Here is a 22,521-nt window from a genome sequence, read left to right as displayed (position 1 = left end):
CGTCGTCCCACCTTGTCCCAATCGAAACGATGGTTGTCCAGAACTCGGGAGATGCGCACCCCGTTGCGCTTTTACCCTGCGTCTCTACTTGGCCTTCTGGATTTCTTTGATGGGTTCGCCTTCTTTTTTCCCACGACATGGCCGTCTCTCGCTGCTCGGTGTGGCAGTGGCGTTGTTGGCGGGTTGTTCATCCTGGGTCGCACATAAGCCGGCACAGCCACATCCTGAACGCATCAATGCCTTGAGCCATCTGCCGCAGGGTGTGTCCGCCCAGGCATTGCCCGAGCGTTGGTGGCAGTTGTACAACGATCCGCAACTCGATGCGCTGGTGCAACAGGCGCTGCTGCACAACCGCGACCTGGCGGCGGCCCAGGCCCATGTGCAGGCGATGCTGGCGGGGATCATGCAGGCCGATGCCGAGCGCTGGCCGTCCACCCAGGCGTCACTGGGTGCCGCTTACGGCAAGACGGCCGATGACCAGACGCTGGCCAAGGCCACCGATAGCCACGCGCCGTCAGAGTGGGCATTCAACCCAGGCTTCGAGCTGGCTTATCAAGTGGATGTCTGGGGCCAGGTCCAGCGCACGATCGAACGAGCCCAGGTGCAAGCCGCGGCGGCGCAGGCTGCCGAAGACTTGCTGCGCATCACGGTCGTGGCGCAAACCACCCGCGCTTATGTGAATGCCTGCGCTTTGGGTGCGCGTGCCAAGGTCCAGCGCCATTCGTTGGACGTGGTCGGGCGCAGCCTGGCGTTGATTGATCGCCAGCGCCAGGCCGGTGTGGTGACGGACCTTGAATACAGCCGCATGCAAGCCCTGCAAGGCGAAACCCAGGCGTTGCTGCCGATGCTCGAGGCGCGTCGGCAAGCCGCGCTCTACGAGCTGGCAATGCTGACCGGCGTCGCTGATCTTGAAGAAGGCTCTGGCGCCGCAACGTGTGAAGTGGTGCCCCGACTCAATGCCGAATTGCCGGTGGGCGATGGCTGGCAATTGTTGGCGCGCCGCCCCGACATCCGTCAGGCCGAGCGCACGTTGCAGGCGGCCACGCTGCAAGTGGATATCGTCCAGGCCGACCTGTACCCCAAGGTCACCTTCGGCGCTTCCGTGTCTTCCTCGGCCAACAAGCCCCATGAACTGGGCGACAGCAGCGCGCTGATGTTCGGCATCGGCCCACTGATCACCTGGCAGTTCCCCAATTGGCAGGCCAACCGTGCGCGGGTCAAACAGGCGCGAGCGCTTGAGCAGGTGGAGGTGGCGCAGTTCGAGGCCAGCGTGCTCAAGGCCCTCAAGGAGGTGCGCCAGGCCCTGGCCTTATACGACGGCGAACGCCAGCGCCACGCGGCCCTGAGCCAGGCGCTGGAGAGCAGCCGCCAGGCTTACACATTGGCCCAATTCAACTATGAGGCGGGGGCTATCGACTTTCTCGACGTGCTGGACAGCGAGCGTGAGCTGATCCGTTTGCAGGCCACGCGGGCCGACGCCGATGGTCAATTGCTGCAACGCCAGATCAGTCTGTTCCGTGCCCTTGGCGGTGGTTGGCAGCCTTCAGCGCCCACCCACGCTTACACCCCTTTTTCCGGTACCCAGCCATGAATATCGCCGTTGATGAAAAAACTGCTGTCCAAGATGAGCAGGTGCCTGCGCGCAACTCACGCCGCAAAAGGCATCTGTTCATCCTGGGCTGCGCTGGGTTGTTGATCGCGGCGGTGGTGTTCGGCCTGTACTGGATGACGGTTGGCCGTTACTTGGAGCAGACCGATGATGCCTATGTGCGGGCCGACTGGATTCCCATCAGCCCGAAGGTCTCAGGCTATGTGGCCGAGGTAATGGTGGAGGACGATCAGCCCGTCAGGGCCGGGGATGTGCTGGTGCGCATCGAGGACCGTGATTACCAGGCCCGCTTGGCACAGGCCCGCGCACAACTGGCCGAAACCCAAGCCTCGGTGGCGGCGCAAGAGGCCAACCTGCACGTCACTGACAGCCTGATCGCCCAGCAAAAGGCCGGGGTTGCCCAGGCTGAGGCTCACGCCCGCAGCGTGGCCGCCGAATTGCGCCGTGCGAGCCTGGATCAGCGCCGCTACGAAGGCTTGGTGCGCGATCACGCCGCCAGCACCCAGCGACTGGAAACGGCCGCCGCCAGTTACACCCAGGCCAATGCTGCGGTGGAGATTGCCAAGGCGATGCAACTTCAGCAGGAAACCCGCTTGACCGTGGCCGTCACCCGCCGTCAATTGGCCCAGGCTTCGCTCCAGCAGCAGATAGCCCGGCGCAGCCAGGCCGAGGCGCAGTTGAACCTGGCGACGCATGCCCTGGAAGATACCTTGATCCGCTCACCCATCGACGGTGTGGTGGGGCAGCGCAAAGTACGAACCCGTCAATACGTCGCGCGAGGCTTGCCGCTGCTGGCGGTGGTGCCTGTGCAGCAGGCTTACGTGGTGGCCAACTACAAGGAAACCCAGTTGCGCGATATGCGTGCCGGCCAACCGGTGGATATCAGCGTCGACAGTTATTCGGGGCGCAAGCTCAAAGGCCATGTGGTGAGCTTTTCGCCAGGCTCCGGGGCGGTGTTCGCACTGTTGCCGTCGGACAACGCCACCGGCAACTTCACCAAGATCGTGCAGCGCTTTCCCGTGAAGATCGTCATTGATGAGCATGACGAAGGCGGACCTATCCTGCCGGGCATGTCGGTGATCACCACGGTGGACACCCGCCCGGTTGAGCGGGGCGCTGCCCATGACTGAAGCGGCGGAAAAGAGCGTCTCCTTTCGCGCCTGGGTGGCGGTGATCGGTGGGCTGTTCGGCTGTTTCATGGCCGGCATGAACGTGCACGTGACCAGCGCCGCGCTGCCGGAGATCGAAGGCTCCCTGGGGGCGACGTTCGAAGAAGGCTCGTGGATTTCCACCGCCTACCTGGTCGCGGAAATCGTCATGATCCCGCTGACCGCCTGGTTGGTGCAGGTGTTCTCTCTGCGGCGTGTGATGCTCGTGGGCTCGTTTGTGTTTTTGGTGGCGTCCATTGCCTGCTCCTGGGCGCCCAACCTGGAAGTGATGATCATCATTCGGGTGATCCAGGGCGCCGCCGGCGCAGTGCTGATTCCCTTGTCATTCCAGCTGATCATCACTGAACTGCCGCCCAGCAAGATCGCGATGGGCATGGCCTTGTTCGCGCTGTCCAACAGCGTCGCCCAGGCCGCCGGGCCGTCCATTGGTGGCTGGCTGACCGATGCCTATTCCTGGCGCTGGATCTTTTACCTGCAACTGGCCCCTGGCATTCTCTTGCTGTTGGCGGTGGCATGGTCGATCGATGCCAAACCCATGCAGTTGAGCCTGCTCAAGCGCGGCGACTGGGGCGGGATCATCGCCATGATCGTCGGCCTGGGTGGCTTGCAGATCGTGCTGGAAGAAGGCGGCCGCAAGGACTGGTTCGGCTCCGTTTTCATTGTGTGGATGTCGCTGATCGCCGGCGTTGCCCTGGTGTACTTCGTGCTGTCGCAGTTGTATGGCAGCCGCGCCTTCATCAACCTGCGCCTGCTCAAGAGCTACAACTTCGGCGTGGCCAGCGCAGCGATGTTCATCTTCGGCGGGGCCACTTTCGGCCTGGTGTTCCTGGTGCCCAATTACTTGTCCCAACTGCAGGGCTACAACGCCCGGGAGATTGGCATCAGCCTGATCGCCTACGGCATGGTGCAACTGGTACTGGCGCCGTTCATGCCGCGCCTGATGAAGTGGCTCAACCCGAAACTGATGGTTGCCAGTGGCTTTTTCATCATGGCCCTGGGGTGCTACCTCGGTGCGCACCTGGACGTGGACAGCGCCGCCAACGTGATTATTCCGTCCACCGTGGTGCGGGGCATCGGGCAGCCGCTGATCATGGTGGCGCTTTCCGTACTGGCGGTGTCTGGCCTGGCCAAGGATGAAGCCGGCTCGGCCTCGGCCTTGTTCTCCATGCTGCGTAATCTGGGTGGTGCCGTGGGCACGGCGGGCCTGACGCAGATCGTGGCCATGCGCGAGCGCTTTCACTCTGAGCGGGTAGGGGAGTCGATTACGCTGTTTTCCCCGGCCTTTCAGGAGCGCCTGCGCGCCAGCCTGGCTGACAGCGAGGCCTTCATCTTCAACCCGCTGTTACCCACTCAACAGCAGGTGATCGAGGGCTTGATCCACACCGTGCGGCGCGAGGCGTACCTGATGGCCTACAGCGATGCGTTCTACGTGGCCTGTATCGCGTTGATCGTGTGTGGTGTAGCGGCCTTGGCGTTACGGCAGTCAGCCAAAAACGCATAACCACGCCAAGCAGGTGTTGAATGTGTACAGCTCACTGCGTTGGGTAGGAGCCCACTATCGGCCTCCCGGAAAAGAGGAGCTCTCTTATGCAACAACCCGATACCCTGGTCCGTAACCCGGTGGGTAACCCTGTCGTCGCCAGTGTCAGCGTGAACGGCGATGCTCGCAGTGTGTGGAATGTGGTCGGCGATTTCGCCGGTTTCGCGAAGTTTATTCCGGCGTTGTCCCATATCGAAATGACCGGCGAGGGCGTGCGTTCGGTCCGCAAGAAGTTGTTCAAGGACGGCAATGTGGTGATGGAGCAACTCAACAGCCATGACGACCACGCCATGACCATGACTTGGTCACTGATTTACACCTCACTGAACATTGGTAACCTGTGGGCGCTGATGGAGGTGGTGCCACAAGGCCCGACCCAGAGCCTGGCGACCTGGACCATCATTGGCCAGCCGTACACGGGCGGCCAGGAAGACGTACCGGCGTTCGAAGCCTTCCTGCAAGGCTTTGCCGATGACGCGATGAAGAACCTACAGGCACTCTTCAACTGATGTGTAGGAGCGAGCTTGCTCGCGAAAAACCTGAGGACGCCGCGTACTCCAAGCATGCCAGCGTCATCGTTGACGTTCTTCGCGAGCAAGCTCGCTCCTACAGTGGGGTGGCTTTACCCTTTAGTTGATGGCCTGATCAATCCCCGCCTGCAAGGCCTGGCTTTCACTGTGCCCACCCGCGCGCAGCGGGCCCAGGTTGAAGGCTTGGTCCTTGCGCGTGGCGTCGTCGTGTTTCTGGGTCAGTTCGTCCTTGGCACCCAGGGCCAGGTTGACCGGTGACTTCGAAACGTTCAGCCCGACATCGGCACGGTAGTCGCTGCCGGCCAGTGTGGTTGCGGTGACCTTGGAGCCACCCAGCTCGACCTTGCCATTGGGCGCACTGATCCGCGCGCCCGTGAGCTGCGTATCACCCTTCACCTGCAGGTTGACGCCCTGGCTTGCGCGAATGCCTGAAGCCTGAGTGACGCTGTCCTTGGCCACATGGCTGACATCCAGATACAGGGTCGGGGTGTAGCTGGTATTGCCGCTCTTGTCACCGAACAACACGCTTTCAGCGGTATTGGCCACCTTGCTGCCGGTGGTGTCTTTGCCACTGACGGTGTAGCTGTCGCTGGTTTTTGGCCAGACCTTATCCTTGAAGCCAGACAGGCGCGTGCCCAGGGCATCGGTCTTGTCTGCCAGGTAAGCCTTGGCCTTGTCCACGCGGGTGCCGAAGGCGCCACGGGGTTGCGGGTTCACGTCATAGCTGCCACTGCGGGTGAGTTTTTCGCCCAGGCGTTCCTTGGCGTTAACCACGCCGTTGACCACGCTGTCCTTGGCCGACGCCAGGTGCCCGGTGCCCTTGTCGACGACGTTCTCCAGCTTGTCGCGATGCTTGTCGAACGCGCCTTCAGCCTTGGCTTGTACCTTGTCCTTCAGTGGGCCGCTGGCTTTGGCCAGCTTATCCACCACCCCCGGCTGGTTTTTTTCGACATCCAGCCTGGCGTCGACATTTACCTGGGTGCTGTTGACGTGGTCCTTGCGGCTTTCGACGACGAGGTTGCCGCCCACCGTGCCGATCACCTTGTCGGCGTCGATACGCGCGCCGGCCAGATGGGTATCACCGGCACTGTTGAGGGTGACGTCACCCGCCGTGATCAGGCTGTTGTGCTGGGTGGTGCCTTGCAGGTGATCCACATCGACCGTGGCCCGCGCATTGATGCCGCGCTGGGTCTTGGGTGTCGCATGTTCACCGGCATTGGCCAAGGTGGTTTTACCAACGCTGCCGCCCGCCCCCAGGGTAACGCCCCAGTTGTTATGGGCCTGGGTCGATTGCGCAGACTCTTGCACGATGCCGCCGTTTTGCGCATCCAGGCTAACGCTGGCTGCGCTGATCTGAGTGCCCTGCAAGTGGATGGCATCGGTTGCATCAGCGCCACTGGCGAGGCTGACCTTGCCGCTGCTGTGCAACTGCCCGACGACGGCGCTCTGGTCGTTCTCCGCCACTTTGCCGATGTTGAAGTTGGCGCTGAGGCTGCCGGTCTTGCTGCTGCTTTCAGCGCTGCTGGTCTTGCCGGCGCCGAGGGTCAGGCCACCGCCCAGGTTGCTGCCGTTGCTGACGTGGCTGTCGGTGGCGGCTTGCAGGTTTAGCTTGCCGCCGGCATTGAGGCTGATATCGCCAGCCTTCGCGCCCGTGCTGCCGATCTGCGTGCCTTGCAGGGTCATGTCAGCGCCGCTGCTGAGCTGGATGGGGCCGCTGCCTTGAAGGGTCGCGACCTGGGCCTGGCTGTCCTGGGTGTCCAGGCGCTTGTTATCCAACTGCACGCCGGCACCGAGGTTGATGTTGCTGCCATTCGCACCGGGCGCGGTGCCCACCGTCAGTGAGCCGTTGCCGCGCAGCGTGCTGCTGTTTTTGCTCTGGGTGTTGGTGGCCTGGTTGAGCGCCAGCTCACCGCCGGTCTTGAGGTTAACCCCAGCCTGGCCGCCGTCGAACTGGCTGCCTTCATAACGGGCATCGCCCTTGGCCTCGATGCTCACGCCTTGGCTGGCCACATAGCTACCGACCACTGCTGTGCGGGTGGATTCGCGCACATCGCTGCTGCCGCCCAGGCCGCTGCCGCGCACATTCACGTCTTCGCCGGTGGTGGTATAGACCCGCACGCCAGCCTTGGCGTCCACGCCTTGTTCGCTGCTGCTGTGGGTGTTGGCCGCTGCCGTGGCAAGGTGCTCGCCGGCCTTGATGTTCAGCCCGCCGTCGGTGGCGCGGTATTGGGTGCCCTCGTCCTGCAACGTGCCGGCTGCATTGACCTGCACCGTGGCGCCACTGAACTGGCTGACCGCGGCGGTGCTGTCCTGCGTTGTGCCGGTTTTGTTCGTGTGGCCGACTTCCACATCCAGGCCGACATTGGGTTGCTCGAATGCGTCCAGCAAACCGGGCTGATGGAATTTGGCCTGGGCCACACCCTCGACGGCTTTTTCAATCGGGCGGGTAATGCCTTTGTATTCCACATTGGCGCCGACGTCGGCGGTCCAGCCGTTTTCCTTGTGGGTGCTGGTCTCGGTGGAATGGGCGGCCTGGTTGTTAATCTGGCCAGCGTTGACCTGCAGCTCGGCGCCGGCCTTGGCCTGTGCACCCTCGCTGGTGAAGGTGTTGCCAGCGTTGATGGTCAGCTTGCCGGTCGCGGCCACGGCGCTGGTTTGTGCGGTGGTTTTTTCAGCGGTGTCTTGGCTGCTTTGGTGGCTGAACTGCGCGCCACTGCCTGCCCGATCAATGCCGCCGGTGTAGTAGAAACTGCCGCCGGTGGTGGTTTTGTCGACGGCTTCGGTGTGCTTGTCGTGGGCAGCCAACAGCTCGACGTTCTTGCCGCTGACGGTGGCATCGCCTGCGGTTGCCTTGAGGTCCGAACCCTGGATGCTCACATCGCCACCGGCCTTCACCACGACACTGCCGCCCTTGAGGCTGGAACCTTGCTGTTCGGTGGTGTCGGTCTTGCGGGTTTGCTGCTGGTCTTCATAGCTCAACCCCGCACGGTACTGGCGGCTGACACCCTCGGTTTCCTTGGCGTAGCCATCGAAGCCGCGCGTATGGGTGCCGGTGGTGTCGTGAGTGGTGTTCTCGGCGGCAACGACCTTGATATCGCCTTTGGCATCCGCCTGCAGTTCACCGCCAGCCGACACCTGGGAGCCGCTGACGCGGATGTCCTGGGCGCTTTGCAGCTTGAGGTTGCTGTCCGAGCGCAGGTCGCTGGCAACCACGGTGCTGTCCTTGAGGTTCTTGCGGCTTTCATCCTTGGAGATGCCGAAGAACTTGCTGTCGTTGCTGTAGCGGTTGTCGTGGGAGGTGTCCTGCACGCCGTCGATCACCAGCGAACCTTTGTCGCTGATGACACTGGCCTGCTTGCCACCACGGGCCTGGCTGCCGCTGATGCGCACGTCGTCGGCCTTGACGATCAGCTTGCCGTCGGCGTTGACCTTGCTAGCGGTGTTCGACGTCTTGCCTTGGTTGCCGTCGCCGTTCTTGCCGAAGAAGCTGCCACCGATGAGGTCGCCGGAGTAGGCGTTGTCGCGGCTGCTCTGGGTGCGGCTGGCGCTGGTGATTTCCACGTGCCGGGCGGCCAGTTGAATATCGCCGGGGGTTTTCAGCTCGGCGCCTTGCAATTGCAGCTTCTGTTGGCTGGTCAGCTCCAGTGTTTTTCCGGCCTTGAGGCTGCTGGTGATGCTGCGTTGTTCGCTGCTGGATTTATCCCAGTTGGCTTTCCACAGGTGCTTGCGATGGTTGCCCTGGTCGCGGGTTTCATGGGTTTCGGTGGCGGCGTTCACCTGAAGGTCTGCGCCGCTGTTGACGCGCAGAGTTTTGCCCGCTTCCACATGGCTGGCTTTGATCTCGGTGTTGGCGCCGGAAGACAGCGCCGCATCCTGTTGCGCCACGACCTTGTTGCTGTGCTGGCGCGAGTCTTTGTCGGTGGTGGTGCGGTCGTAGGTTTCGTAGGTGAACAGGAAGTTGCTGTTGTTCCACTGCTCACGCTTTTCCTGGAGCTTGCGGCTTTCCAGGCTGCTGAGGGTCAGGTTGCGGCTGGCGTCAAGTTTGACGTTGCGCCCGCTGACGTCGGTGGCGGCCAGGCTCAGGTCCTTTGCACTGTGCAAGTCGATATCGCCCTGGCGGCTGTGCACGCCAGCGCGAGTGGCGTCGAGGCTGTCGGCACGCACCTGGCCGCTGATGTCGAGGTCGCCGGCCGAACTGATCTTCACCCCGTCAGTGCCTTGCACCTGCACGCCGCCTACACGCACACCGGCGCCTTCGGCGGTGCTGATGATGTTGATGCGCCCGGCCTGCATTGCGCCGAACAGGCGCGCGTCGATGCGTTGGTCCTGGGTCTTGCTGGCCGGGTCCACCTGGCGCACTTGCCCGCTGGCGAAGTCGACCTGGTTACGGCCAACGGTGAGGTTCAATTGATCGCGGGCACTGAGGCGCCCGTCACTGTCGATGCGCGGCGCGATCAGGTTGATGGAGCCTTCACGGTTTTGCAGGCCCTGGCCTTGCACTGTCAGTTGGCCGTTGGCATCGCGGGTGCTCAAGGCTTGCAGCTTGCCGTCGTTGAGTTCGGGGCGACCCACCACCAGGTTGGCGTTGGGCGTATTGATGAAGCTGCCGCCATTCACCGAAATGCCGTTAGGGTTGGCCAGCACGTAATCGGCCGCCTGGCCGAAAATCTCCTGAGCACCGTTGAGGGTCGAGGCGTTGCGGCTGATCACTTCGTTGAGGATCACGCTCGCCGCCTGGCCCTGGAACTGCGGGTTGGCCGCCAGTTGCCCGGCGAGTTGGGACTGGCCGGCCTGCAAGGCGTTGTTCAACACCAGACCCTGGCGGTCGACGTTGTAATCCAGAAACTGGTTATGGGACAGGCCGCCCGCATTCGGCGCGACGATGTTGACGATGGGTACACCGCCCTGGTTTTGCAGTTGCGGCGTGCCGCCAGGCCCTTCGACGACGGTCAAGCCTGCGGCGAGCGCGAGCTGCGGCAGCAGGAACAGGCTGGCAATGGCCCAGCGCAGTTTGCCCTGGGGTGAAAGGTGGAAGCTGTGTGGAGTAGTCGGCATAAATAATCTCGCTCTGTGTTGGCTGATCCACGACGCGCGTTGTGCGTTGCAACGCTGCTGGGGTGGTCAGGTACGGCGGTGACTCAGGCTAAAAACGGGTGTGGGCTCATATCTGCACGCTAAGGCGCGTCAGCCAGACCTCCGGCTCCTGGCGAAAACCTGTGGGGGTGTTGAGGTTGCGTTGGTAATCGACGTCGAGCTGCACGTTCTTCCAGCTCAGGTTGAGCCCCGCGCTGGCGCCGCTCAGGCGTTGGCTCTGGGCACCGTGTTCGTGTTTGACCCAGCCGTTGTCCAGGCCCAGGCGCGGGGTGAGTTTCACCGGCAAGTCAGTGTTGAGTGGCAGGCGCAAGGTGTTGCGCCATACCGCGCCAATAGCACCGGAGCTGCTGTTTTCGCGATAGCCGCGCACGGCCGAGTCATCGGTAATCAGCAGTTGTTCGATGGCGGGCAATGCATCCGGGCTGTACTGCACCGACAACTGGCTTTGCCACTGCCATGGCTGCGCTGACCATTGGCCGTTGCGCCATTGGGTGAGGTTGGCGCGGTACTTGTGGAACTGCGCCTTTGGCCGGTTTTTCTGCACCTGGTCGGCATCCCGATCGGCGCCGAACCAGGTCAGGCCCTGGGCGTAGTTGACGTCCAGGTTCCACACCGCGCTGTTGAGCCAGAACAGGTTCAGGCCCGCTTCGGCCACGGTCAGGGTGGGGCTCTGGATGTCCAGGTGTACCTTCTGCAGGTAGCTGTCGACGTCTTTGTAGGCCAGTTGTAGGTTGGCGCTCAGTTGGTGGCCCTGGTCGCGCCACAGCACACGGTCGCTGCGCAGGCTGACCTGATCGGTGCGGCCACTGTTGTAAAACGTGGTGCGGCTGAGCTTGAACGGCGAGCGGTATTCGGCATGGCTGGCGAACAGGCTGTAGGTCCAGTAGCCGTAGGGGATGGAATAGAACAGGCTGTGGCTGCGGCTGTAGCGCGGCCCATGGTTGAGCGTGTCGCTGAAGCTCAGGTTGAGCGAGTCGTTGATTTGCAGGGGGCTGTCCAGGCTCAAGTTGATGGCATTGCGATCACGCCCGGTGCTGGCGCTGCCGAGGTTATCCACGCCCAGGCCCACGGCCCAGCGCGAGGCACTGCTGCGTGAGCGCAGGATGATGCGCGACGCGCCCGCTGTGCTGCCTGGGGCGATGTCGGCGGTGAGGTCCACCGAGCGCAGGCGGTTGAGCTGGTCCAGGCCCTGTTCCAGGTCTCGCAGGTTCAGTGGTTTGCCGAGCATTCCGGGGAATGCCCCGCCTAATGAAACCGGCAGGCTCTGGTCGGCCAGTTCGATGGCTTCCAGGTAACCTTCTTCAACGTGAATATCCAGCGGTTGCCCGGCGGCGGGCGCACTGATCAGATAGGGGCGGCTGGCGATATAACCGGCCTCGACATACAGCCGGGTGATCTCGGCCAGCAGGCGGTTGATCTGCGTGACGCCCATGCAAGGCGCCACGTAGGGCTCGATATGTTTATTCAACTGGGCACGGCTGAACAGCGTGACCCCGGCCAGGCGCGTACCGCTCAAGGGCCAGCAGTGTTCATCCTTGGCGATGTCTGTTGGCAAGGCCGGTGTGACCGCTGGTGTACCGAAGCTGCCACGTTGCATCTGGCGTTGGCGCTGCTCCAGTTGTAATTGCTGCAGGTCGCGTTGCTGTTGTTGCTGCAAGCGCAGGGCTTCCTGGCCTGGCTGCGGCGCTTCGGCGCCAGCCACGGGCAGCGCCCACAGACAGAGCAGGGCGATGCCCAGGTTCCGGGTACAACACAAGTGTCCGGTTGAGAGCAGGTTTGGCACTCGACATCCTTAACGTAGAAATACACACGATCCATACCGTCTGAGCCAGCGTTGAACTCAGCGGTAATTGCCCTACTTGAGTGAGTGGTCGACGGTTTGTTACATCGTTGTAGGATTTATTACACAAGACGTAAGAAAAATCGCGTAATTAAGTGTGTTAATGCACAAAATTAGTGCGTGTCGGAGTGGGAGGGCCTGATATTCCTGATTTTTCGGAGGTGGGAGAGGGGGAGGGGCAGTTTTGATTGTTGTGCGGGCGTCACCTAATCGGCGTGTCACGGCCAGGGATTGAGCCATTGTCGGGTCACCAGATTAGGCTTTTGAATCCATTGGATATTCTGTAGCCTTGCGCAGCTTTAGCTTTACCCGTGCTTGATGAACAAAAACACTTCGTCCGGCGGTGCCCGAAGGGCTCCGGAGCCGGTGGTACACTCGACTTTCGCGCTACTGCGCCTGCAGGTCTTGCGAACATGACGCACATTTCCGAACGCCTACTGGTTCAAGCCCACCTCGACGCCAAGCAGCCCAAGGTGCTCAGCGCTGCCGAAGAGGCGAGCCTGCGAACCGCCATTGCCGCCGAGCTCAAGGCTCAGGACGCAGTGCTGGTTGCCCACTTTTATTGCGACCCGGTGATTCAGGCCCTGGCCGAAGAAACCGGTGGCTGTGTTTCCGACTCCCTGGAGATGGCGCGCTTCGGCGCCGCCCACCCAGCCAAGACCGTACTGGTGGCTGGCGTGCGCTTCATGGGCGAGACCGCCAAGATCCTCACGCCGGAAAAACGCATCCTGATGCCGACCCTGGAAGCCACCTGCTCCCTGGACCTGGGTTGCCCCGTGGATGAGTTTTCTGCGTTCTGCGATCAACACCCCGAGCGCACCGTGGTGGTGTATGCCAACACCTCGGCGGCGGTCAAAGCCCGGGCGGATTGGGTGGTGACTTCCAGCTGCGCGCTGGAAATTGTCGAGAGCCTGATGGACAACGGCGAGACCATTATCTGGGGCCCGGACAAACACCTGGGTACCTACATCCAGCGTCAGACCGGTGCCGACATGCTGCTGTGGGACGGTGCCTGCATCGTCCACGAAGAGTTCAAGTCCAAACAGCTTGAAGACATGAAGGCACTGTACCCGGATGCGGCGATCCTGGTGCACCCGGAGTCACCGACTTCGGTGATCGAACTGGCGGACGCGGTGGGTTCCACCAGCCAACTGATCGCTGCGGCGCAACGCTTGCCGAACAAGACCTTTATCGTGGCGACTGATCGCGGCATCTTCTACAAGATGCAGCAGTTGTGCCCGGACAAAGTCTTCGTCGAAGCGCCCACTGCCGGTAACGGCGCAGCCTGCCGCAGTTGCGCGCACTGCCCCTGGATGGCAATGAATACGCTGGAGCGTACGCTGCAGTGTTTGCGTGAGGGCAGTAATGAGATCTTCGTGGAACCGGCGGTGATTCCGCAGGCGGTACGGCCGCTCAAGCGTATGTTGGACTTTACCCAGGCTGCACGGTTGAAACTGGCCGGCAACGCCTGATCCTCAGGCTGAGCAAAAATCAAAATGTGGGAGCTGGCTTGCCTGCGATAGCGGTGTAACAGTCACAGGTGTTTTGACTGCAAGACCGCTATCGCAGGCAAGCCAGCTCCCACATCTGAGTTATTTCTTTGGCTTCGGGATCCGCACCAGTTGCGTATCCGAATAGATGTCATGCCAGCTGCGTTTGTGTTTATCGAACAACGACCAGATAAACCCCAGTCCCACACACAGCCATGACGCAATCGACACCACAAAACGCAACAATGCCTGCCACAGGCTGATCCGCGAGCCGTCAGCGTTCTGCACGCGCACGCCCCACACCTGCATGCCCAGGGTTTGCCCCGAATGGGTCCAGAACTTGGCGAAGAACCCGAACAGCACAAACAACAGGATCGTCGACAGCAACGGGTCACCGTCCAGCGCGCCGGACTCGGTGAGTGTGCGCATCTTCGCTTCGCCCACGAAGGCGATCCACACCAGCTTGTAGATAAACGCGGTGACGATCAGCAAGGCGGTGCACAACAGGAAGTCGTAGAACATCGCTGCCAGGCGACGGCCCAGGCCAACGGCGGGGAATTCGCCCTGGGGGCTCAACAGGGGTTTGGACATGGCAGGGCTCTCTGGAGAAAGCACGCAGTTTACGCAATGGCGCCCATAAAAAAGCCCCTGATGTCATATAGGGGCTTTTTGTCGCAGGAAGGATCAGCCTTCTGCTTGGACTTCGTCAGCCTGCAGGCCTTTCTGGCCTTGAACTGAAACGAAGGTCACCTTCTGGCCTTCCTTCAGGCTTTTGAAGCCGTTGCCCTGAATAGCGCGGAAATGCACGAACAGATCCGGGCCGCTTTCAGGAGTGATAAAACCAAAGCCTTTTTCGTCGTTGAACCACTTGACGGTACCGCTCTGACGTCCACCTTTATCCGACATTTTCTTCTTTCCTTTGACGCTAAAAATTAATGACAGCCCCTTTCAAACGAAAGAGTACTGGGCTGGGTTGCAGGAAAGTTAAGAGACGTCGAACGGGTTGTAGCAACTACTTCAGCTACTGCCCAGGTCCAGGTTCCAAGCGACCCATGCAAACACAGTGGAGGAACTCTACGCCAACTAATATGAAAAAAACAAGCCCTGGGGCAGGCCCCGATTTTGCTGGGTCTCATGACACTTTGTTGAATGTTCTGATACCGACTTATTCGATAGAGTTATTCACTTGTTATAGGGCGTTAGCTATAAAAATGCCTATCGTGAATGCACTGTTTTATGGCGGTTGCGTTACAGTTTAGTGCGCGTTAACGCAACCGCGTTACTTATAGAAACAGTCAATCAACCACGGTAGTAACGTTGCGGAACGAATGGCATTTTACTTACACGTAGCGGCACCTTTTTCCCACGTACCATTGCGCAAACTTCGGTATCCAATGCGACAAATGCGCTGTCCAGGTAACCCATCGCCAGCGGGCCGCCCAAGGTGGGGCCGAAGCCGCCGCTGCAGACGCTGCCGATCACGGTGCCCTGGGCATCGACGATTTCTGCGCCTTCACGCACCGGGGTGCGCTCCTGCGGCAGCAGGCCTATGCGTTTGCGGGCCACACCAGTTTGCTGCTGGGTGAAGATGCGGTCGGCGCCGGGGAAGCCGCCAGCCCGCGCGCCATCGGCACGCCGGGCCTTGGAGATCGCCCACAGCAGGCTGGCTTCAATTGGCGTGGTGTCGGTGTTCATGTCGTGGCCGTACAGGCATAGGCCGGCTTCCAGGCGCAGCGAATCGCGGGCGCCCAGGCCGATGGCCTGCACTTCGGTTTCGGCCAGCAGGCTGCGGGCCAGGCTCTCGGCATTGGCCGCCGGCACGGAGATTTCAAAGCCGTCTTCGCCGGTGTAGCCGGAGCGGCTGACGTAGCAGTCCACGCCCAGCAAACGCAGGGTGGCAAATTGCATGAAGGTCATCTGGGTGACTTCAGGGGCCAGGCGCGCCAATACTTTCACTGCCGCCGGGCCTTGCAGGGCCAGCAGGGCGCGTTCTTCGAACAGCGGTTCGATGGTGCATTGGTCGCCGATATGTGTGCGCAGGTGCGCCAGGTCCTGGTCCTTGCAGGCGGCGTTGACCACCAGGAACAACTCGTCGTTGCCCAGGTTGGCGACCATCAGGTCGTCGAGGATGCCGCCTTGCTCGTTGGTGAACATCGCATAGCGCTGCATGCCCACCGGCAGGTCGATGATATCGACGGGCACCAGGGTTTCCAGGGCCTTGGCCGCATTCGCGCCGGTGAGGCGGATCTGGCCCATGTGTGAAACGTCGAACAACCCGGCCTGTTCACGGGTGTGCAGGTGTTCTTTCATCACGCCCAAGGGGTACTGCACCGGCATGTCGTAGCCGGCGAAGGGCACCATGCGTGCGCCCAGTTCCAGGTGCAGGGCGTGCAGAGGAGTTTTCAACAGGGTTTCGGTGGACATATTCAGCTCCTGAAAAACGTGCCGACGCGCTTGTGGGCGTCAGCACTCGATAATGTTGACCGCCAAACCGCCACGGGCGGTTTCCTTGTATTTGCTTTTCATGTCGGCGCCGGTCTGGCGCATGGTGCGGATGACCTTGTCGAGGGACACAAAGTGTTGCCCGTCGCCACGCAGGGCCATGCGCACCGCATTGATCGCCTTCACCGAGCCCATGGCATTGCGCTCGATGCACGGCACCTGCACCAGCCCGCCAATCGGGTCGCAGGTCAGGCCGAGGTTGTGTTCCATGCCGATCTCGGCGGCGTTTTCCACTTGGGACACGCTGCCGCCCAGCACTTCGCAGAGTGCGCCTGCGGCCATGGAACAGGCCACGCCGACTTCGCCCTGGCACCCGACTTCGGCGCCTGAGATCGAAGCGTTTTCCTTGTACAAAATGCCGATGGCGGCGGCGGTGAGCAAAAAGCGCACCACGCCGTCTTCGTTCGCGCCGGGGATAAAACGCATGTAGTAATGCAGCACGGCGGGAATGATCCCGGCCGCACCGTTGGTGGGCGCGGTGACCACGCGCCCGCCATTGGCGTTTTCTTCGTTGACCGCCAGCGCATACAGGTTGACCCAGTCCAGCACTGAGAGCGGGTCGCGCAGCGCCGACTCGGGGTTCTTGCACAACTGCCGGTGCAAGGCCGCTGCCCGGCGCTTGACCTTCAAGCCTCCGGGCAAGATGCCTTCGTTGCGGCAGCCGGCATCGACGCAGTCCTGCATCACCTGCCAGATCTTCAACAACCCGCTGCGGGTTTCCGCTTCCGGGCGCCAGGCGCTTTCATTGGTCAGCATCACCTGGCTGATAGACAGGCCATAGGTGGTGCAATGGCCGAGCAAGTCCTTGGCGTGTTTGAACGGGAAGGTCAGGGGCGTGGCGTCTTCGACGATACGGTCGGCGCCCGCCGCGTCTTCATCCACCACGAAACCGCCACCGACCGAGTAATACTCGCGGCTGCGGATCTGGATGCCGACGGCGTCAAAGGCACGAAAAATCATGCCATTGGGATGGTAGGCAAGGGGCTTGCGAATCATCGCCAGGTGTTCTTTCTCGTTGAACGCAATGCTGTGTTCGCCGAGCAGGTTGAGGCGCCCGTCACTGCGCATCTGCGCCAGGCGTGCAGCCACGGTTTCGGTATTCACGGTGTCCGGGTGTTCGCCTTCCAGCCCCAGCAACACGGCCTTGTCGCTGCCGTGGCCTTTGCCGGTGGCGCCCAGCGACCCGTAGAGTTCCACCTTGATGCCGGTGGTAGCCTCCAACAGGTTGTCACGCTTGAGCCCCTCGACGAATCGAGCGGCGGCACGCATCGGGCCGACGGTGTGGGAACTGGAGGGGCCGATGCCAATCTTGAACAGGTCGAACACGCTTAAAGACATGGTTGTTCTCCGGTTTCTTATTATTTTCTGAGGTGGACTCGGCCAATGTGGGAGCCGGGCTTGCCCGCGATAGCGGTGGGTCAGACAACATCACTGTCGGCTGATACACCGCTATCGCAGGCAAGCCAGCTCCCACACTGGCCGCGTATCTCCCGTCAGATCAGGCGTAGCTCTCGATAGAAGGGCACGCACACACCAGGTTGCGATCACCAAACACGTTGTCGACCCGGCCAACCGGCGGCCAGTACTTGCCTTCGATCAACGACGCCACCGGGTACACCGCTTGTTCACGGCTGTAAGGGTGGCTCCATTCGCCCACCAGTTCCGCTGCCGTGTGCGGCGCGTTCTTGAGGGGGTTGTCGTCTTTGTCGAGGGTGCCGTTTTCTACCGCGCGGATTTCTTCGCGGATGGCGATCATGGCGTCGCAGAAGCGGTCCAGTTCTTCCTTGGATTCACTTTCGGTCGGCTCGATCATCAAGGTGCCGGCCACCGGGAACGACATGGTCGGCGCGTGGAAACCAAAATCGATCAGGCGCTTGGCCACGTCGTCCACGCTGATGCCGCTGCTGTCTTTCAACGGGCGCAAATCCAGGATGCATTCGTGGGCTACCAGGCCATTGCTGCCGGTGTACAGCACCGGGTAGTGCTCTTCCAGGCGGCGGGAAATGTAGTTGGCATTCAGGATCGCCAACTGCGACGCGCGCTTGAGGCCGGCGCCGCCCATCATGCTGATGTACATCCAGGTGATCGGCAAAATGCTCGCGCTGCCGAACGGCGCGGCGCACACCGCGCCCTCTTTGCGCTCCATGGCCGCGTGGCCGGGCAGGAATGGCGTGAGGTGCGACTTGACGCCAATCGGGCCAACGCCCGGTCCGCCACCGCCGTGGGGGATGCAGAAGGTTTTGTGCAGGTTCAGGTGGGACACATCGCCGCCGAACTTGCCTGGCGCGCACAGGCCAACCATCGCGTTCATGTTGGCGCCGTCGATGTACACCTGGCCGCCGTTGTCATGAATGATCCCGCAGATTTCGCGGATACCTTCCTCGAACACGCCGTGGGTGGACGGGTAGGTGATCATCAGCGCAGCGAGGTGCTCGCGGTGCTCGATGGCCTTGGCGCGCAGGTCTTCGATGTCGACGTTGCCGCGCGCGTCGCAAGCGGTGACCACCACGCGCATGCCGGCCATGTTGGCGGTGGCAGGGTTGGTGCCGTGGGCTGACGACGGGATCAGGCAGATGTCGCGACGTGCTTCGCCACGGCTCTGGTGATAGGCGCGGATGGCCAACAGGCCCGCGTACTCACCTTGGGAGCCGGCGTTCGGCTGCAGGGAGATCGCGTCATAACCGGTGGCCGCGCAGAGCATGGCTTCCAGTTCGCTGGTCAGTTGCTGGTAGCCGGCGCTTTGCGCAGCGGGGGCGAATGGGTGCAGGGCACCAAATTCGGCCCAGGTCACCGGGATCATTTCGCTGGCGGCGTTGAGCTTCATGGTGCACGAGCCCAGCGGGATCATGGTGCGGTCCAGGGCCAGGTCTTTGTCGGCCAGCTTGCGCAGGTAGCGCATCAGCTCGGTTTCCGAGTGGTAGCGATTGAAGACCGGGTGGCTGAGGATCGGCGATTGGCGCAGCAATGCGCTCGGCAGGGTGCTGTCGGTGGCAGCAAAGGCCGGCAGGTTTTTGCCGTCGGCGAAGATCGCCCACAAGGCCTCAATATCGGCCTGGGTGGTGGTTTCGTCGACCGACAAGCCAACGCGCTCGCCGTCTACTACACGCAGGTTGATGCGCTGGGCGCGGGCCTTGTCGTGCAGGGCGGCAGTGTGAGCGCCGGTGTGGATTGTCAGGGTGTCGAAGAAGTGTGCCTGCTCGACGTTCTGGCCCAGGGCCGTCAAGCCCTTGGCCAGGATCGCGGTCAGCTGGTGAATGCGCTGGGCGATCTGGGTCAGGCCTTTGGGGCCGTGGTACACGGCGTACATGCTGGCGATGTTGGCCAGCAGCACTTGGGCGGTGCAGATGTTGCTGGTGGCTTTCTCGCGGCGGATATGTTGCTCGCGGGTCTGCATGGCCAGGCGCAGGGCCGGCTTGCCGAAGCGGTCTACCGACACACCGACCAGACGGCCTGGCATGTCGCGCTTGAACGCATCCTTGGTGGAGAAGTACGCGGCGTGTGGGCCACCGAAGCCCAGTGGCACGCCAAAGCGTTGTGCGCTGCCAATGGCCACGTCGGCGCCGAATTCGCCCGGCGGCGTCAGCAGGGTCAGGGCCATCAGGTCGGCGGCCACGGCGACCAGTGCGTTGGCGGCGTGGAAGCGTTCGGTCAGTTCGCGATAGTCGAACACGTCGCCGTTGCTGGCCGGGTATTGCAGCAGCGCGCCGAAGAACGGGCTGACGTCGGTCAGTTCACGCTCATCGCCGACCACCACATCGATGCCCAAAGGTTCAGCACGGGTGCGCAATACGTCGAGGGTTTGCGGGTGGCTGTGCACCGACGCGAAGAACGCGTGGCTGCCTTTGTTCTTGCTCAGGCGCTTGCAGAAGGTCATGGCTTCAGCAGCGGCGGTGGCTTCGTCAAGCAGGGAGGCGTTGGCAATCGGCAGGCCGGTGAGGTCGCTGATCAGGGTCTGGAAGTTCAGCAGGGCTTCCAGGCGGCCTTGGGAAATCTCGGGTTGATACGGCGTGTAGGCGGTGTACCAGGCCGGGTTTTCCAGCAGGTTGCGCAGGATCGGCGACGGCGTGTGGCAGTTGTAATAGCCCTGGCCGATGTAGGTCTTGAACAGTTGGTTCTGGCTGGCGATGGCCTTGATCTTGGCCAGGGCCTGGGCTTCGCTCAGGCCGTCTTCCAGGCCGAGTACGCTGGTGCCCTTGATGCTTTCCGGGATCACGCTGGCGCTTAGCGCTTCGAGGGAATCAAACCCCAGGCTGGCGAGCATCTGCTGCTCATCTTCCTGGCGCGGGCCGATGTGGCGGGCGATGAATTCGTTGGCGGTGGTCAGATTAACGGTCATGGCGCGCTCCTCAGGCTTCAGCGTTGGCTTTGATCAGGCGGTCGTACGCATCCTGATCCAACAGCTTAGCCACTGCATCGGCATCGGCGGGTTTAAAGCGGAAGAACCAGCCTTCGCCCATCGGGTCTTCGTTGACCAGTTCCGGGCTGGCATCGAGCTTGTCGTTGACTTCCAGGACTTCACCGTCCAACGGCATGTACACACCGCTGGCGGCTTTTACCGACTCAACGGTGGAGGCTTCGGCGCCCTTTTCGTAAGCCTGCAACTCCGGCAGTTGCACGAAAACCACATCACCCAGCGCGTTCTGCGCAAACGCGGTGATACCCACGGTGACGCTGCCATCGGCTTCGGCGCGCAGCCATTCGTGATCTTCAGTGAAACGCAACTCGCTCATGGAAACTCCTCAGGGCCAGAATCGTCTGGTGGACGGGATTGGAATAATGGGGAGTTGCTTAGCAATATCGCGGCCAAGGTTAATAAGTCTTTATAAATCAGTAAGTTAATAAAATTGGTTATGAGGTTATGTCGCGCGACTGTAGCGTTTTCGCTACAGCCGGGTGCGTGAAAAAAAGCCTATGTGGATCAAAGCCTTGCATGGCGCGCAAAAAGCAGGGTTGTAGCGATATCGTTACGCTGTAGCGCTTTCAGTACACTGAATGTCGTTCCCAGACCAAATCTGGATTGCCCCTTTGTGGGAGCTGGCTTGCCTGCGATGGCGGTCTACCCGTCACTAAGGAGCTGGATGACCCACCGCTATCGCAGGCAAGCCAGCTCCCACAGTTGAACCGCGTTTATTCCGTCAGGGCTTGTTGGGAATGCCGTACTTGCGCAGGCGGTGGGCGATCGCCGTGTGGGAGGTTTGCAAGCGGCTGGCCAGTTGGCGGGTCGAGGGGTAGCGGCTGTAGAGGCTTTCCAGCAGGCTGCGCTCGAAATCTTCCACGGCCTGTTCCAGGCTGTCGACTTCGCCATCGCTCTGGCGCGCCACGGAGGTGCCGGCGATGTCCAGGTCGCCGATGTCCACAAGGCTGCTTTCGCAGATGGCGGCAGCGCGGAAGATCACGTTTTGCAACTGCCGTACATTACCCGGCCAGTGGTTGCCCAGCAGGGCTGGATAGGTACCCGGTGCCAGGCGGCAAACCGGACGCTGGATCTGCGCGCACGCTTGCTGCATGAAGTAGCGCGCAAGCAGCAGGATGTCCTGGCCGCGTTCACGCAAGGGCGGCACGGCGACATTGAGCACGTTGAGGCGGTAGAACAAGTCTTCGCGAAAGGTGCCTTCGCTGACCATCTTTTCCAGGTCGCGGTGGGTGGCGCTGAGGATGCGCACATTGACCTTCACCTCGCGGTCACCGCCCACGCGGCGAAAGCTGCCGTCATTGAGAAAACGCAGCAGTTTGGCTTGCAGGTACGGCGACATCTCACCGATCTCATCGAGGAACACCGTGCCCTGGTTGGCCAGCTCCATCAGCCCTGGTTTGCCACCGCGTTGCGCGCCGGTAAAGGCGCCAGGCGCATAGCCGAACAATTCACTTTCGGCGAGATTTTCCGGCAGTGCCGCGCAGTTCAATGCCAGAAACGGCGCACTGTGACGCGCACTGATGGCGTGGCAGGCGCGGGCCACCAGTTCTTTGCCGGTACCGGTTTCGCCCTGGATCAGCAGCGGTGCATCCAGCGCCGCCACCCGTTGCGCCCGAGCCTTGAGCGTGCGGATCGCCGGGGACTCGCCCAGCAGCGCATCAAACCCTTCGGCATGGTCATGGTGCAGCGCCGACAGTTGTTCGCCGATGCGGTTGGGCTGGTAGAGGGTGAGCAGGGCGCCGGCGTCGGTGATCGGCGTGGCGCCCAGCAGCAAGGTCTGGCCGTTCACGCTGATCTCGCGCAACGGCAAGCGAAAGCCCTGGTCCAGCAAGGTTTCCAGTAAGGCTGGATCATCGAACAGCTCGGCGATGCTTTCGCCGGCCGGTTCACGCCCGTACAAGGCGATCAGCGCCGGATTGGCCAGCAGGATCTTGCCTGCACTGTCCAGGGCCAGCACCGGGTCGGTCATGGCCGCCAGCAGGGCGTCGAGTTGCAGGTGGCGACGCTGGCCCGGAAGGATGTCGACGACCTTTACCGCTTGCACGCCGTGCACGCTGAACAACGCGTCGCGCAGTTCTTCGAGCACTTCGGCGCTGAGGGTCGGCGCATCGATATAGACATTGGGCGGCACCATCTCCACCGCATCCAGATTGAGATTGCGCCCACCGAGCAAGGCCAGGACTTCCTGGGTGATGCCGACGCGGTCGATGAAGCTGACGTGGATACGCATGGGGCGATTGGCAATTCTGAAGAGCAGAGGCGGCAAGTATGCCTTGGAGCCGGTGGAGATCAAAATGTGGGAGCTGGCTTGCCTGCGATGGCGGTGGGTCAGT

At 61.9% G+C, this 22,521-nt stretch carries 14 protein-coding genes; 5 read left to right on the top strand and 9 right to left on the bottom strand.

The genetic code is table 11. From position 1 onward, the window contains the following. Positions 1-109 precede the first annotated feature (109 nt). The 4 genes from TX24_RS12935 to TX24_RS12920 all read left to right on the top strand — a co-directional run bounded on the left by TX24_RS12935 (position 110) and on the right by TX24_RS12920 (position 4,827). On the top strand, positions 110-1,591 hold the full coding sequence (locus TX24_RS12935) for an efflux transporter outer membrane subunit (protein ID WP_057710474.1): 1,482 nt from the start codon (positions 110-112) through the stop codon (positions 1,589-1,591). After that, positions 1,588-2,739, top strand: a complete 1,152-nt coding sequence (locus TX24_RS12930) for an HlyD family secretion protein (RefSeq protein WP_057710473.1) — start codon at positions 1,588-1,590, stop codon at positions 2,737-2,739. Before TX24_RS12935 ends, TX24_RS12930 begins: the two co-directional genes overlap by 4 nt. Beyond that, on the top strand, positions 2,732-4,279 hold the full coding sequence (locus TX24_RS12925) for an MDR family MFS transporter (RefSeq protein WP_057710472.1): 1,548 nt from the start codon (positions 2,732-2,734) through the stop codon (positions 4,277-4,279). The genes TX24_RS12930 and TX24_RS12925 overlap by 8 nt, the downstream gene beginning before the upstream one ends. A gap of 86 nt (positions 4,280-4,365) precedes the next feature. Continuing rightward, the gene (locus tag TX24_RS12920) at positions 4,366-4,827 is read left to right on the top strand and encodes an SRPBCC family protein (RefSeq protein ID WP_003193845.1); all 462 of its coding nucleotides are present in this window, start codon (positions 4,366-4,368) and stop codon (positions 4,825-4,827) included. A gap of 120 nt (positions 4,828-4,947) precedes the next feature. On the opposite strand, the gene TX24_RS12915 is transcribed toward TX24_RS12920, so the two are convergent. Together TX24_RS12915 and TX24_RS12910 are read right to left on the bottom strand one after the other, a co-directional pair. Next, positions 4,948-9,903: a hemagglutinin repeat-containing protein gene (locus tag TX24_RS12915; protein ID WP_057710471.1), complete on the bottom strand. Its 4,956-nt coding sequence runs from the start codon at positions 9,901-9,903 to the stop codon at positions 4,948-4,950. Positions 9,904-10,009: 106 nt separating this feature from the next. After that, a complete protein-coding gene (locus TX24_RS12910; protein ID WP_057710470.1) occupies positions 10,010-11,725 on the bottom strand; it encodes a ShlB/FhaC/HecB family hemolysin secretion/activation protein in 1,716 nt (571 codons plus the stop codon). A 470-nt stretch (positions 11,726-12,195) separates the two neighbouring features. On the opposite strand from TX24_RS12910, the gene nadA reads away from it, so the two are divergent. Continuing rightward, positions 12,196-13,254 (top strand): quinolinate synthase NadA, encoded by a 1,059-nt coding sequence (gene nadA / locus TX24_RS12905; RefSeq protein ID WP_003193840.1) that lies wholly within the window; start codon positions 12,196-12,198, stop codon positions 13,252-13,254. Positions 13,255-13,374: 120 nt separating this feature from the next. Here the strand turns inward: nadA and TX24_RS12900 are convergent, their stop codons facing one another. From TX24_RS12900 to TX24_RS12870, 7 genes are all read right to left on the bottom strand, one after another. Further along, positions 13,375-13,863: an RDD family protein gene (locus TX24_RS12900; RefSeq protein ID WP_003193838.1), complete on the bottom strand. Its 489-nt coding sequence runs from the start codon at positions 13,861-13,863 to the stop codon at positions 13,375-13,377. 93 nt (positions 13,864-13,956) lie between these two features. After that, on the bottom strand, positions 13,957-14,178 hold the full coding sequence (locus TX24_RS12895) for a cold-shock protein (RefSeq protein WP_014719702.1): 222 nt from the start codon (positions 14,176-14,178) through the stop codon (positions 13,957-13,959). A 393-nt stretch (positions 14,179-14,571) separates the two neighbouring features. Next, positions 14,572-15,696: a glycine cleavage system aminomethyltransferase GcvT gene (gene gcvT, locus TX24_RS12890; protein WP_003193832.1), complete on the bottom strand. Its 1,125-nt coding sequence runs from the start codon at positions 15,694-15,696 to the stop codon at positions 14,572-14,574. A 39-nt stretch (positions 15,697-15,735) separates the two neighbouring features. After that, complete coding sequence (locus TX24_RS12885; protein WP_003193829.1) at positions 15,736-17,112, bottom strand: L-serine ammonia-lyase; 1,377 nt, start codon at positions 17,110-17,112, stop codon at positions 15,736-15,738. A gap of 160 nt (positions 17,113-17,272) precedes the next feature. Beyond that, positions 17,273-20,110, bottom strand: a complete 2,838-nt coding sequence (gene gcvP / locus TX24_RS12880) for an aminomethyl-transferring glycine dehydrogenase (RefSeq protein WP_057710469.1) — start codon at positions 20,108-20,110, stop codon at positions 17,273-17,275. 10 nt (positions 20,111-20,120) lie between these two features. Next, positions 20,121-20,504, bottom strand: coding sequence for a glycine cleavage system protein GcvH (gene gcvH / locus TX24_RS12875; protein ID WP_003193826.1), 384 nt, complete (start codon positions 20,502-20,504; stop codon positions 20,121-20,123). Between the two features lie 405 nt (positions 20,505-20,909). Then, positions 20,910-22,418 carry a sigma-54-dependent transcriptional regulator gene (locus TX24_RS12870; RefSeq protein WP_003193823.1) on the bottom strand — a complete coding sequence of 503 codons (1,509 nt, stop codon included), beginning with the start codon at positions 22,416-22,418 and terminating at the stop codon, positions 20,910-20,912. Positions 22,419-22,521: the final 103 nt, after the last annotated feature.

This window comes from Pseudomonas lactis (genome assembly GCF_001439845.1).
Classification (GTDB): Bacteria; Pseudomonadota; Gammaproteobacteria; order Pseudomonadales; family Pseudomonadaceae; genus Aquipseudomonas; species Aquipseudomonas lactis.
The sequence above is the reverse complement of the archived record's forward strand: the minus strand, read 5'-3'. Positions and strand labels throughout refer to the sequence as shown.

Excerpts from the sequence above, each read along its gene's own strand:
- nadA (WP_003193840.1), top strand. The coding sequence starts at position 12,196 with ATGACGCACATTTCCGAACGCCTACTGGTTCAAGCCCACCTCGACGCC.
- TX24_RS12885 (WP_003193829.1), bottom strand. The coding sequence starts at position 17,112 with ATGTCTTTAAGCGTGTTCGACCTGTTCAAGATTGGCATCGGCCCCTCC.
- TX24_RS12935 (WP_057710474.1), top strand. The coding sequence starts at position 110 with ATGGGTTCGCCTTCTTTTTTCCCACGACATGGCCGTCTCTCGCTGCTC.
- TX24_RS12870 (WP_003193823.1), bottom strand. The coding sequence starts at position 22,418 with ATGCGTATCCACGTCAGCTTCATCGACCGCGTCGGCATCACCCAGGAA.
- gcvT (WP_003193832.1), bottom strand. The coding sequence starts at position 15,696 with ATGTCCACCGAAACCCTGTTGAAAACTCCTCTGCACGCCCTGCACCTG.
- TX24_RS12915 (WP_057710471.1), bottom strand. The coding sequence starts at position 9,903 with ATGCCGACTACTCCACACAGCTTCCACCTTTCACCCCAGGGCAAACTG.
- TX24_RS12930 (WP_057710473.1), top strand. The coding sequence starts at position 1,588 with ATGAATATCGCCGTTGATGAAAAAACTGCTGTCCAAGATGAGCAGGTG.
- gcvP (WP_057710469.1), bottom strand. The coding sequence starts at position 20,110 with ATGACCGTTAATCTGACCACCGCCAACGAATTCATCGCCCGCCACATC.
- TX24_RS12925 (WP_057710472.1), top strand. The coding sequence starts at position 2,732 with ATGACTGAAGCGGCGGAAAAGAGCGTCTCCTTTCGCGCCTGGGTGGCG.
- TX24_RS12900 (WP_003193838.1), bottom strand. The coding sequence starts at position 13,863 with ATGTCCAAACCCCTGTTGAGCCCCCAGGGCGAATTCCCCGCCGTTGGC.
- TX24_RS12895 (WP_014719702.1), bottom strand. The coding sequence starts at position 14,178 with ATGTCGGATAAAGGTGGACGTCAGAGCGGTACCGTCAAGTGGTTCAAC.
- TX24_RS12920 (WP_003193845.1), top strand. The coding sequence starts at position 4,366 with ATGCAACAACCCGATACCCTGGTCCGTAACCCGGTGGGTAACCCTGTC.
- gcvH (WP_003193826.1), bottom strand. The coding sequence starts at position 20,504 with ATGAGCGAGTTGCGTTTCACTGAAGATCACGAATGGCTGCGCGCCGAA.